Here is a 13071-nt window from a genome sequence, read left to right as displayed (position 1 = left end):
GCACTTGCGATCGGTGCGGTCTGTCGGGAATGCCCGGCGCCTGGTCGGCGTGGAGGCCGTGGCCTCCCTGCGGGATGCAGGGAGACCACGCGCATCGTCGGTCACGACGGCGTCGCCGTCCGCGGTCATGTCAGGCGGCCGCCTCGAACCACAGCCGCTCGATCGTCATCGCATCGGCAGCCTGGGGCCGGCCCGCATCGACACGCACGAAGCTGAGCGTCAAGGCATCCAGCGGCGCGGGCCAGATCCGGCTCAGGACGTCCAGCGCGGGGAGGGTGATCCTTGCCGGTCCCTGCATGGCCATGTGGCCGCCGGCCCCCATCGCCATCGCCTTCGCGTGGCGCGCGACACTGACCTCAAAGGGCCCCAGTGTGCCGACCAGGTAGGTCTGTTCCGGCTGGGCCAAGCCCCCGGACGGGAGATTGAGGAGCAGCTTGTAGAAATAACCGCCTCGCGTCCCTGCTCCGGTTACGTCCACACCATCGAGCACGATCTGCAGCGCGCTGCCGGAAGTCGCCTGCGGCGCCCGGGTCACCAGGCTGCGCACGCGGTCGCGTCCGTCGGCAGACAGCGGAATCCGGATACGCGTCGATCGCGGGCCCAGGGCCAGACCGCCCACGCCGCCCAACGATGGACCCTGGGCCGGCAGCGGCTGGGCGAAGGCATCCTGTATGGCGGGAAGTTGGGCCGATGCGGCCGCCTGCATGCCGTACCCGTACCCACCGGTGGGGAGGGTCGAGTTGTCGTAGCGATAGCCGAGGTTGCTCGGCGCGTAGGTGGTGAGCCGGGCCACGCCGCTCACGGCCGCGCCGTAGTTGAACGAGCCCGACCAGTAGCTCGAGGTCTTGGACGGCATGTGCCGGCCTGCGCCCGCGCGCACCCAGGCATCCCAGAGGCGATCGATATTGGCGTGGTGCAACCAGAAGATCGGGTCGCGCGGGGATATGGCGACGTTGTCCATGGCTCCGCCGATCAGATTGTGCACGGGGTTGTGCGGAGCGGTCTCGACGGCCGGCTCGAAGGCGTAAGGATAACCCCGGGGAAGATTGATCAGGCTGTTTCCGAATGGGGTCATGCTCAGCGCGCCACTGACGTCCTTGCCCGTGCGACCGGCCAGGTAGAGCGGCGAGCTCGGATCCTGGAATTCGGTGGGCAGGATGGGATCGTAGTAGTAGTCCCAATAGGGCAGCACCAGCGAACTGCTTCCCGCGGCCTTGCGCAACTGCGCCTCGAAACGCGCCAGGAAGCCGCGATGCCAGGCGAGGAAGTAGGGTTTGTGATGGGGGCAGAAGGTTCCATGCACGCTCGTCCAGTAAGCCCAGCTCGCGGGGCTGGTCGAGTTTTTGTTGGCGCGCATCGCGCCCACTGCCCGAAGGAAGGCCGGATACGAGGTGCTCTTGCGAAAAGTCGGCCACGACGGCCGCGTGTGCAAGCTCGTCGCACCGATCGTGTCGTGGGGAAGCATGGGTACCAGCGCCAGGGCCGCCGTAGCCTGCAGGAATTGTCTCCGGGTGATCATCGCGTCCTCCATTTCGAATGCTTGGCTACCGGCACGCTGTCGCCCGTAGCCCTTGGTATTGCCCGCGCGCATCAGGCGCGCATGGGGAACCTAGAGCGATGGAAGTGCCTGGGTTTGACGTACATCAACCGCGCGAGGCAGCTGCGACCCAGAGACGTGAAGGGGCTCAACCGCAGGTTGCAGACGGGCACCGCCGCAGCCGGCCGGCCCGAGGCTGGCTACGGACGCGGCTTGACACGGCGAGGCCGTGCCACCTGCATGAAGCGCCGCTTGAGCACCTGCACGAGCAGCAGGTAACTGCACGCCGCGATCACCAGGAACGCGAAGAAGGCCGGCGGCAGCGGCACGAAACCGAACACGCCGGCCAGCGGCGTCCACGGCAGCGCCAGGCCCACCGCGACCACCGCCACCACGCTTGCCACCAGCGGCACGGCCGGGCGGCTGCGCAGGGGATTGCCGTGCGTGCGGATGACGAACACCACCAGTGTCTGCGTGGCCAGCGATTCGATGAACCAGCCGGTGTGGAAGGTCTCGGCCGTGGCGTGCAGCCAATGAATCAGCACGTAGAAGGTCAGCAGGTCGTAGAGAGAACTGACCGGCCCGATGCCGACCATGAAGCGACGGATCAGCGGCACGCTCCAGCGCTGCGGGCCCCGCAGTTGCGCCGCATCCACGTTGTCCGACGGGATCGTGGTCTGCGCGAGGTCGTACAGGAAATTGTTCAGCAGTATCTGCGCCGGCAGCATCGGCAGGAACGGAAGCACCAACGCGCCCACGACCATGCTGAACATGTTGCCGAAGTTGGAGCTGGTGCCCATGAACAGGTACTTCATGACGTTGGCGAAGGCGCGTCGTCCCTCGAGCACTCCGGCGTGGAGGACTTCCAGGTTGCCTTCTCGCAGCAGTATGTCGGCGCTGTCCCGGGCGATATCCGCGGCATGGGCAACCGAGATGCCGACGTCCGCCGCGTGCAGCGAGGGTGCGTCGTTGACCCCGTCGCCCAGGAACCCGACCACCTCGCCGCGGGCCTTGAGCGCCATCACGATGCGGTACTTCTGCTCCGGCGTGACCAGCGCGAAGACCTGCGTGCGCGCCGCCAGCAACCCCAGCGCGGTCTCGCTCATGCCGCGCAGCTCCTCACCCGTCACCACCCGGCCCGGATCGAGGCCGGCCTGCTCGCAGGTGTAGCGCGCCACACGCGGGTTGTCCCCAGTGAGCACCTTCAAGGGAATGCCGTCCGAGGCCAGTGCGTGCACGGCCTTCGCCACGCCGGGCATGAGCGGATCGACGAACGAGACAAAGCCGGCCAGCGCCATGCCCGCCTCGTCCGAGGCGGTATAACGTGCTTGCGTCTCGACCGGCCGCCAGGCGATCGCGAGCACGCGCAGGCCGCGCTCCCCCATCGCTTCGTACGTGCGCTGGCACTCGGCCCGGCGCGGCGGGTCGAACGGGACCATGTCGTCGCCCGACTCGCATTGCGAGCAGGCCGGCAGGACCGACTCGGGCGCCCCCTTGGCGATCAGCCATCGCTCGCCGCCCCGCTGGACGACCACGCTCATGCGGCGCCGTTCGAAATCGAGCGGGATTTCGTCCAGCTTGCTCCAGCCTTCCGAAGACGCGGCACAGTCGCGCAGGATCGCCGCATCGAGCGGGCTGCGGGTGCCTGTCTCGAACGCGGCGTTGAGCACCGCAAGCTGCGAGGTCCTGGCCGAGGATCGCCCCGATGCATCCCAGGTGCCGTCGACCGCGGTATCGCCGCGGGTAAGTGTGCCGGTCTTGTCGCTCAACAGCACCGTCATGCTGCCGAAGTCCTCGATCGCGGCAAGGTGGCGCACGATCACCCGGCGGCGTGCCATGCGCACGGCGCCACGGGCCAGCGTGACGGTGGTGATCATCGGCATGAACTCCGGCGTCAGGCCGACCGCGAGCGCCAGCGCGAACAGCAAGGTCTCGAGCGGCGGGCGATGCAGCACCACGCCGACCAGCAACACCAGCAGCACGAGCATCACCACCGTGCGCATGATCAGGCCGGCGAAATCCTTCAGGCCGCGCTCGAACTCGGTCAACGGCGGTCGCTCGTCCAGGCGCGCGGCCACCTCGCCGAAGGCCGTCGCCGCGCCCGTAGCCTCCACCTCGGCCACCGCCGTGCCGGCCACCACGGACGAGCCGAGGAATACCCTGCCCTTCGCCTCGGGCCCGGTGCGGGCATCGGCGGACGCAGGTTCCTTCTCGACCGGCAGGGATTCGCCGGTCAGCGCCGCCTGCTGGACATGGAAGTCCCGAGCATCGAGCAGGCGTGCGTCGGCCGGTATGCGATCGCCGGCCGACAGCCGGATCAGGTCACCGGGCACCAGCTCGCGCCGCGGCCGGTCCTGCCAGCGACCGTCGCGGCAGACCGTCGCCATCGGCGTGATCTCCTCGCGCAGACGCTCGGCGGCGCGCTGCGAGCGGAACCCGAGCGTGGCGTTGAGCACGAGGCTCAGCAGCACGATCACCGCGATGATCATTGCGCCCAGCACGTCGCCCAACACGCCGGAGGTCGCCGCCGCCGCGATCAGGATCGCCACCAGCGGATTGGCCAAAGCGGCGGCCACCAGGGCCAGGATGCCCGACCCGCCACGACGGAGTTCGTTTGCGCCGTAACGCGCCCGGCGGCGGGCTGCCTCGGCCTCGGACAAGCCGGCGCATGAGGCTTCGGCGCGCCCTCCCGACGTAGGCAGCGGACCGTCGGCAAGGGAGGTTGGCGAATCCATGCCGGCACCATGCACGGCCACGCCGAAGCGCCGTTGACCACGGTCAATTCCGGCCGATGCCACCCTGCTTTGATGCAACTCAAGCTACAGGGGCGACGGTCGTGGTGGCATGGGCGCCTGCCCGCCTGCGCCGGTCGTTCCATGGACCATCACCTGCCTGCATCACGCCAATGGCCCTCGCCGCCGACGAATGGCGAGCGACCGGCGGCCACGCTGCAATGGACCGGCTGGTTGCTGGGCGTGCTGGCTCTGGCAGCACTGGCCGGCGTGGTCCTGCGCCGCGTCGAGGTGGAACGCTTCCTCGACCTGCTCCGCTCGCTCGCACCGGCCTGGCTTGCCCTGGCCGTGTTCCTGCAGATCACCACCTATGCCTGCGTCGCCACGGCCTGGTGGCTGGGGCTGGATCGTGCCGGTGCACAGCGCCCCTGGAGCTCGCTCATCGGGCTTTCCGTGGCCAAGCTGTTCGTGGACCAGTCCGTGCCGACGGGCGGTATCGGCGGCACGGCCTTCCTGGTCGGCGTACTGGCCCGCCGGCGCGTACCGCGGCCGGCATGCATGGCGGCGCTGATGACCAACTTCATCGGCTTCTACGGTGCCTACCTGCTTTCCGCAGTGACGGGCATGGGGCTGTTGTGGCTTCACCACGAGGCACGTCCCTGGATGGCAACCGTGACCGGCCTTTTCGTCTTGGTGGCCGTGTCGGTACCGTTGGCCCTGTTCGTGTTGCATCGGTTCGGCCGCCGGGCACCCCGCTGGATGGAGCGCCTGCCGGGCGTAACCTCGCTGGCGGAGGCCGCCGCGGAAGCCCCGGTCGCTCACCTGCTGCATCGCAAGCGGCTGCTCGCCGCCACGGCTGCGCTCAACCTCCTCGTCATTGCCGCGGATGCGGCGACACTGTGGACCATGCTCCACGCGCTTGGGCTGCAGGTCTCCTACGGCGTGGTCTATCCCAGTTTCCTGCTGGCCATGATGGTGGCGACGGTGAGTCCGATCCCGATGGGCCTGGGTACCTTCGAAGCGGCCTGCGTTGCCGCACTTTCGACGCAAGGGCTGCCCATCGAAGGCGCGCTGGCGGGAACCTTGCTGTTGCGCGGCTGCACCACCTGGCTGCCGATGCTGCCGGGGCTGTGGCTCGCGCGCCATGCCTTGCGCGACCCGCACGGGCAGACTTGACCCACGTCAAGGGGTGGCACGGGGGCAGTGGCAGCGTGGGCGCATCGGAGATTCCCCCGCATGGCACACACGCTAGCCCTCCAGCCCACAGCGTCCCGCGGGGTCGCTGCAAGCAATGCCGAAGTCGGCGGAGTCTTCGATGAGATCGCCGACTGGCTGGAACTGGACGGCGCCAATCCGTTCCGCGTGCGCGCCTACCGCAACGCTGCACGCACCGTGGGCGGCTGGCCGCAACCACTGGTTACGTGGCGCGATCCAGCGCATCGGTTGGCCGACCTGCCGGGCATAGGCAATGACCTCGCAGGCAAGATCGAGGAAATCCTGGCGACGGGTTCGTGCCATCTGCTGCGCGAGCTGCGGCGGACCCACCCCAGAGGCCTGACCGCCCTGCTCAGATTGCCGGGGCTCGGCCCGCGACGTGCCCAGCGGTTGCACGACGAGCTGGGCATCACTTCGGTCGCGGGGCTGTTGCGTGCCGCACGTGCCGGGCGCATCCAGACCATCAAGGGTTTCGGCAAGGACACCGAGCGACACCTTCTGGAGGCGGCCGTTCAGTCCCTCGGAACGGTCCATCGCTGGAAGCTTTCAGACGCCCTGCAGCAGGCCGAGGCGCTGGCTTCCTACGTGCAGGGTGCGCCGGAGCCAGCCCGGGTGGTGCTTGCCGGCAGCCTGCGCCGCTGGCGCGAAACGGTCGGCGACGTGGACGTGCTCGTGGCGACCGGCCATGGAAGCGCACTGTCCAGGCGCTTTCTCTCCTACCCGATGGTGCACCGCGTCCTCGCGCAGGGAGCCACCCGGTCAAGCGTCGTGTTGCGCAGCGGGCTGCAGGTGGATCTGCGGGTGGTGCGCCCGGCGAGCCTCGGCGCCGCCCTGGTCTACTTCACCGGCTCGAAGGCGCACAACCTCGCGCTGCGCGGGCTGGCGCACAAGCGCGGCATGAAGGTCAACGAGTACGGTGTCTACCACGGCAGCCGTCGCATTGCGGGGCTTACCGAAGCCTCAGTCTATGCGTGCATCGACCTGCCACCCATCCCGCCGGAACTGCGCGAGAACCTCGGCGAGATCGAAGCTGCCGCCGCCGGAACCCTGCCCTCGCTGATCGAGCTGAAGGACGTGCGCGGCGACCTGCACAGCCACACCGAGGCCAGCGACGGTCGTGCCGACCTGGAAACGATGGCGCGCGCCGCCGCCGCCGCCGCCGCGGGGCTTGAGTACCTGGCGATCACCGACCATTCGCACGGTCTCGCCGTCGCGCGTGGCCTGGACCGCCGCCGGTTGCTGGCACAGATCGAGGCGATCGACCGCTTCAACGAAACCCATGTCGCACCGGTGCTGCTCAAGGGCATCGAAGTGGACATCCTCGAGGATGGCCGCCTGGATCTCCCGGACGACCTGCTGGCCCGCCTGGACCTGGTGGTCGGCGCGGTACACAGCCACTTCGACCTCTCGCGGGAGCGCCAGATCACGCGCCTGCTGCGTGCGATGGATCATCGCTGCTTCAGCATCCTGGCCCACCCCACCGGGCGCCTGATCGAGGAACGTGCCCCCTACGCTGTGGACATCGAGCGCATCGTGCGCCACGCACGTGAACGCGGCTGCTTTCTGGAGGCCAACGCGCACCCGGACCGGCTGGATCTGGACGACGTGCATTGCCGGCTGGCGAAGGCCGCCGGCGTGCCGCTGGCCATCGGCAGCGACGCGCACGACGCCGGCGGCTTGGCCGCGCTGCGCTTCGGCATCGGTCAGCTGCGCCGCGGCTGGATCGAGGCCAAAGACGTGATCAACACGCTGCCGTTGCCCGCATTGAGGGCCCGCCTGGCAACCACCATGGGCGCCTAGCGCGCCTGCGCATCGGGCATGTCCGGTCGCTCGCTGTCGGCGTCCGGCTCGCCACAATGCTCGAGGATGGGCGCTCGCGTTTCGGCCGCAAGCCGCAATGCCTCCGGCCACGTGTCGGGGCTGCGGCGGGGATGTATCGCCGCGGCGATCGTGACATCGACCGTGCCCGGATGCGGCAGCCATTCGTCGTCGCGCAGCACGGCGCGGGTTCCGCGCAAGGCGACGGGAATCACCGGCATGCCCGCCTCGACGGCCGCGACGAAGGCGCCCAGGCGGAAGTGCACCAGTCCCGGCATGCTGCGGAAGGTGCCTTCGGGAAAGAAGAGCACGTCGCCCGTGCCGCGGCTGACCTGCTGCAGGGCTCGTGCGTGCGTGTGGGGATCGGAGCGCGCCACGAACACCACGCCGAGCCGGCGCAGCATCCAGCCCACCAGCGGCAGCGACGCCAGTTCCCGTTTGGCGACGAACGCCACGGGTCTGGGGAGCGCGCAAACCAGCGCCAGCGCGTCGGCATAGCTGGCGTGGTTGCTGACGAAGATGCATGGACCCTCCGGCAAGGCTTCGACCAGGTGCATTCGAACCCGGATGCCTGCGGCGGCTGCCACCGCCCCCAGCAGCCGGCGTGCGGCCCACCACCGCGATGCCGCGGGCATCGGCAAGGCAAGCCAGGCCAGCATGGGGACGACCGCCAGGCCCAGCAGCAGCCATGCGTAAGCGGCGTAGGCGAGCATGCCGGCGTGGCCGGTCACGCGCCGCAGCCGATCCCATTGGGATCGCACCACCACGGCCAGCAGGCGCCACCGGTCCGGCGTATCGAGCCGGCCGCCTTCGAACGCGGTGCGGCACGCGGACCGGCGCAGTTTGCCGCTCGATGTCTTCAGTATGGCGCCCGGCGCGGCAAGCACGACCTCGTCGGCCGGTGCTCCCGTGCAGGCGTGGACGGCCGCGTTGACGGCACGCTGGAGTTGCTGCCGCCGTGCCGCCTCGGTCACCCGCGTTTCGGCGACGACAACCAGGCGTTCCGTGCCTTGTTTGCGGGTGCCGAAGGCCGCTACGCGGCCACGCCGTATGCCCGGCACCTCGCCGACCGCCTGCTCGATGCCCTGGGGATGCAGATGCTGGCCGGCGCGGATGACCAGGTCCTTGGCGCGACCGGTAAGGTACAGCTCGCCCTGCCGCACGAAGCCCAGGTCGCCGGTATCCAGCCAGCCATCGTGGAACAGCTCCCGCGTGAGCTGCGGCTGGTGGAAATAGCCTGCCGTTGCGGAGGGTCCGCGAAACTGGATGCGCCCCTGCCGGCCTTCGGACAATTCGTGGTCGTAATCGTCGACGATGCGCACTTCGTGTGCCGGCAAGGGGACGCCGCAGGAGACAAATCGCAGTGACGGTGTCTCCTCGTCATCTGCCACCACCGCCTCGCCGTGGCGAAGGAAGCGGTCCTGCCGCACGCGCAACACGCGGATGCCCCGCCCCGCAGGCGGAAAGGTCAGGCCGAGGCTGTTTTCGGCCAGCCCGTAGACGGGAAGCAGGGCCGCGGGCGCGAGCCCGGCTCGGGCGAAGCGTGCAGTGAAGCGCTCCAGCGTGTCGGGGAACACCGGCTCGGCACCGCAGAAGCAGATGCGCAGCCGGTGCAGATCCAGGTCGTCGAGCGCGTGATCCTCGATCCGGTGCAGGCACAGCTCGTAGGCAAAGTTCGGAGCCGCCGACAGGGTGGCGCCGAAGCGGTCGATCGCGCGCAGCCACTGTTCGGGGTGCAGCAGGAACGCCTGCGGCGGCATCAGGACCAGCGGAATGCCGAAATACAGGCTGCCCAGCCACGCGCCGATCAGCCCCATGTCATGGTAGAGCGGCAACCAGCTGACGAAGACGTCCCTGGCCGATGCGCCCACCTGGCGCCCCATGGTGCGGATATTGGCGAGCAGGTTGTCGTGGCTGAGCATCACGCCCTTCGGATCGGCGGTGCTGCCGGAGGTGTACTGCAGCATCGCCAGGTGGTCGCCGCGCCGCGGCGCGGGTTCCGACAGGGGCTCGTGCCCACGCAACGAGGCGACCGCAAGCAGCCGTTCCACGCCGCCGGCCAGGGTCCCGATCGCATGGCGGTGCGCGAAAAGCGCCGGCGCGACGAGCATCAACCGCGCCCCGCAATTGCGCAGGATGCCGGTCTGGCGGCCCCAGTAGTCGCCAAGCTCGCCAGGCCGCAGCGGCGGGTACAACGGCACGGGTACGCCGCCGGCAAGCATCACCGCGAAAAAGGCGATCAGCAGGTCCGGGTGCGTGGGGAACATCAGCGCCACCGGTTCGCCATCACGCAGGCCTTCCCGCTGCAGGCCGCCCGCCACCTCGCTGGCCGCGGCGTAGAGCCCTGCGTAGGTCAGCTCGATCCCGTCGGCTTCACCGCCGGTGAAGTGCACGTGCACCCGGTCCGGATGCCGCTGCGCATGCCAGGCCAGCACCTCTGGCAGCGTCCGCGCGTCTTCGGGCGTTGCCAGCACGACCTGGCTCGCCAGCGCTGCGGCAGGGCCGGGATGGCTGGCCGCCCACGAGGGCGACGCCGCCAGGACGCGCAGCAGGTCGGCAGGCGTGCGTGCCTCGACGGCGCGTGTTTCGGCCACCGAGACGTGCAGGCGCTTCTCCAGCCGCATCAGCAGTTCCATCCGCGACAGGCTGTCCAGGCCCAGATCGCGGTCCAGCCGCGCACCCATCCATACGGCTGGCATGTTCGCGTCCCTGGGGTGCAGTTCGCGCAGCAACCTGCCGATTTCATCGAGCAGGACGTCGCTACCGGGAATCGATGCGTCGTTCATCCGGCTTGCCTCTCATGGCGGGCACGACGGGGCGCGTACTCGCGCGAAGACGCGGGCGCGCCCGGCGCCGGGGCCGGTCAGCGAAATCTGTCGGTCTGGGCGTTTTCCAACGTGGCGCCGTCGTTGGCGTCGATCTCCACCTGGCGCTCTTCCATCTGGCGGTTCCTGATGATGAACGAGTAGCGCAGCCCACTGCCGCCCGGCTTGGGCTCGATCCGCTGATAGATGATGTCGCCGTCGAACACCCTGAGCGCCAGCGCCCGCGCCTGCTCGGGCTGGATCCGCGCTTGCTTGAGGTACTTCGCTCCCCTCAGTTCCTTGTCGATGGACTTCGTCCAATGGCCGGTCGGCGCGCCTGCCTGCGACACGTCCCGTGTCATTCCGCACGCAGCGCCGGTTCCCGCACATACGGCCAGCAGGATTCGCGCGCAAAGCAGTGGGGACCGGGCATACATTCCATCCTCGCTTGGCCGCAGGCAGGCCGGTGATGCAGGGGTTCGGCGCGACCTGCAACAACGCTAGGACCTAACGTGGCCTGCCATTTGACCTGGATCAGTCGATTGGCTCGGACCACCGGATCGGCGCGGGCAGCATGCAGCGGAACAGGGCGTCCGCCGCCGGGTTGACCAGGGTCAACTCGCATCCGCGCCCACGGCAGCAGGCTCCCGCGCAAGCGGGAGGAACCGGCCATGCAAGTCCACAAGCTATGCACCCACCAGGTAGTTTCGGTCAGCCCTGCCGCTTCCGTGACCGAGGCCGCGCGATTGATGCGCCAACGGCACGTGGGCATGCTCGTGGTGGTCGAGCAGCCCAATGGCGAGCGCATCCCCGTCGGCGTCCTGACCGACCGCGACATCGTCATACAGGTGGTCGCGCCCGAAGTGCCTTGCGCGCAGTTGCGGGTCGATGAGGTGATGACCCGCGACCCGGCGACCTGCTCGCACGACGAGCTGCTGCTCGACGCGGTGGCGCGCATGCGTACGCACGGCGTGCGCCGCCTGCCGGTGCTCAACGCCAAGGGCGGCCTGTGCGGCCTGCTGAGCCTGGACGACATCTACGGCGCGCTGGGTGTCTACCTGCAGGAGATGAGCCGCGCGCTGGTGCGCGGGCAGGTGCGTGAAATGGAAGCGCGTCCGTGAGCCCCGACGCGCCGGTCGCAACCGCCACGGCCGCGCCAGCGTTCGTGGCGGCCATCGGCCCTTACCTGCCGCGCACGCACATTGCCTACTTCTCGATGGAGATCGCGCTCGAGCCGCGCATGCACACCTATGCCGGTGGCCTGGGCGTGCTGGCGGGCGACACCGCGCGCGCGGCCGCGGACCTGGAACTGCCGATGGTGTTCGTCACCCTCATGTCCAGGCAGGGCTACCTGCGCCAGTCGTTCGACGCGCAGGGCAACCAGTTCGAATCGGCCGACCCGTGGGTGCCCGAAGCCTTCGTCCATCCGCTGCGCGCCAAGGTGGCCGTACTCATCGAGTGCCGGGAAGTCTGGGTGCGCCCGTGGCTGTACCGGCTGCACGGCCGTCTCGGGCAACCGGTGCCCGTGCTGCTGCTGGACACCGACCTGCCCGAGAACAGCCCGGAGGATCGCGCGATCACCAGCGAGCTGTATGGGGGCGACGCCAGCTACCGGCTCAGGCAGGAAATCGTGCTGGGCATCGCCGGCGTGCGCGTCCTGCACGCGCTCGGCTTCGAGATCACCACCTACCATCTGAACGAGGGCCATGCGGCGTTGCTCGGACTGGAACTCCTGCGCCGCTATCCGCTGCCGGCCGACACCGTGGGCGCCGGCGAGCTGGGCTTCGATGCCGGTCCGGTACGCCGCTCCTGCGTATTCACCACGCACACGCCGGTCGATGCGGGCCACGACCGCTTTGCATACGACCTCTACGAGCGCCTGCTGCCGGGCTATGTCGACAGCGGGCAGGTGCGCCTGCTGGCCGGCCCGGACGCGCTCAACCTGACCCGGCTGGCGCTCAACCTGGCCGGCTTCGTCAATGGCGTCGCCGTGCGCCACGCGGAGGTGACCACGCGCCTGTTCCCCGGCTATGACGTGCGCGCGGTGACCAATGGCGTCTACCTGCCCGACTGGGTGCATCCGGCATTTGCCACCCTCTTCCACCGCTGCTCCAACTGCTGGGTGCACGATCCGGAGACGCTGGCGCGGTTCGACCAGTTGCCTGATGGCGACGTATGGCAGGCCCACGCGCAGGCGCGCGGCGACCTGGTCGCGTTCGTCGCCGACCGCACCGGTGTGGCGCTGGATACGCAGCTGCCGATCATCGGCTTCGCCCGCCGCATGACGGCCTACAAGCGGCCGATGCTGCTGTTCACCGACACGCTGCGCCTGCGCGCGATCCATGCGAAGGCGCCCTTCCAGGTCGTCATGGCAGGCAAGGCGCACCCGCACGACGAGGCGGGCAAGCAGCTGGTGCGGCAGTTGCACGCGCTGTCCCGCGAACTGGCCCCGCAGATCCGCCTGGTGTTCCTGCCCGACTACGACCTTGCCGCCGCGCGGGCGCTGGTGGCCGGTTGCGACCTCTGGCTCAACACGCCGCTGCCGCCGCTGGAGGCCTCCGGCACCAGCGGCATGAAGGCCGCCGCCAACGGCGTGCTCAACCTGAGCGTGCTGGACGGGTGGTGGGTCGAGGGCTGCATCGATGGCGTCACCGGCTGGTCGCTGGGCGAGGAGCACGACGACGGTGCGGCGAGCCGGAAGCTCTACGACTGCCTGGAGCAGGTCGTGCTGCCGCTCTACCACCGCAACCGCGCCGGCTGGATCGGGATGATGAAGCAGTCGGTGAGCAAGCTCGCCAGCTACTTCAACGCCCACCGCATGATGCGCCGGTACGCGGCGGAGGCCTATCTCCAGCATCGCGGTTCGGCCATCCGTACGGCAACGGACCAGCCGGCCGGCCGATCGCCGCCGCCCGTCCGTGCAGCTTGACCTGCGTCAAAAGCGAACGGCTGGACGCGGGCATAA

The 13071-nt window shown here is 69.3% G+C and carries 8 protein-coding genes; 4 read left to right on the top strand and 4 right to left on the bottom strand.

The genetic code is table 11. The features are described 5' to 3' along the window. Positions 1-130 precede the first annotated feature (130 nt). Together BMZ38_RS06965 and mgtA are read right to left on the bottom strand one after the other, a co-directional pair. Positions 131-1591 (bottom strand): tyrosinase family protein, encoded by a 1461-nt coding sequence (locus BMZ38_RS06965; protein ID WP_091335800.1) that lies wholly within the window; start codon positions 1589-1591, stop codon positions 131-133. 146 nt (positions 1592-1737) lie between these two features. Next, positions 1738-4272 (bottom strand): magnesium-translocating P-type ATPase, encoded by a 2535-nt coding sequence (mgtA, locus tag BMZ38_RS06960; RefSeq protein ID WP_091336536.1) that lies wholly within the window; start codon positions 4270-4272, stop codon positions 1738-1740. A gap of 141 nt (positions 4273-4413) precedes the next feature. Between mgtA and BMZ38_RS06955 the strand changes: the two genes are divergently transcribed. Together BMZ38_RS06955 and polX are read left to right on the top strand one after the other, a co-directional pair. Continuing rightward, a complete protein-coding gene (locus tag BMZ38_RS06955; RefSeq protein WP_175483725.1) occupies positions 4414-5445 on the top strand; it encodes a lysylphosphatidylglycerol synthase transmembrane domain-containing protein in 1032 nt (343 codons plus the stop codon). Between the two features lie 60 nt (positions 5446-5505). Next, on the top strand, positions 5506-7284 hold the full coding sequence (gene polX / locus BMZ38_RS06950) for a DNA polymerase/3'-5' exonuclease PolX (protein WP_091335796.1): 1779 nt from the start codon (positions 5506-5508) through the stop codon (positions 7282-7284). On the opposite strand, the gene BMZ38_RS06945 is transcribed toward polX, so the two are convergent. Both BMZ38_RS06945 and BMZ38_RS06940 read right to left on the bottom strand, forming a co-directional pair. Next, on the bottom strand, positions 7281-10088 hold the full coding sequence (locus BMZ38_RS06945; RefSeq protein WP_091335794.1) for an AMP-binding protein: 2808 nt from the start codon (positions 10086-10088) through the stop codon (positions 7281-7283). The genes polX and BMZ38_RS06945 overlap by 4 nt on opposite strands. A gap of 77 nt (positions 10089-10165) precedes the next feature. Then, entirely contained in the window at positions 10166-10456 is a 291-nt protein-coding gene (locus BMZ38_RS06940; RefSeq protein ID WP_139202418.1) for a PepSY domain-containing protein, read from the bottom strand. 321 nt (positions 10457-10777) lie between these two features. On the opposite strand from BMZ38_RS06940, the gene BMZ38_RS06935 reads away from it, so the two are divergent. Both BMZ38_RS06935 and glgP read left to right on the top strand, forming a co-directional pair. Continuing rightward, on the top strand, positions 10778-11227 hold the full coding sequence (locus BMZ38_RS06935; protein WP_091335789.1) for a CBS domain-containing protein: 450 nt from the start codon (positions 10778-10780) through the stop codon (positions 11225-11227). Beyond that, on the top strand, positions 11224-13035 hold the full coding sequence (gene glgP / locus BMZ38_RS06930) for an alpha-glucan family phosphorylase (protein ID WP_217638738.1): 1812 nt from the start codon (positions 11224-11226) through the stop codon (positions 13033-13035). Before BMZ38_RS06935 ends, glgP begins: the two co-directional genes overlap by 4 nt. The last annotated feature ends 36 nt before the right edge of the window (positions 13036-13071 follow it).

The sequence above is a fragment of the Frateuria terrea genome, from assembly GCF_900115705.1.
GTDB lineage: Bacteria > Pseudomonadota > Gammaproteobacteria > Xanthomonadales > Rhodanobacteraceae > Frateuria_A > Frateuria_A terrea.
The sequence above is the reverse complement of the archived record's forward strand: the minus strand, read 5'-3'. Positions and strand labels throughout refer to the sequence as shown.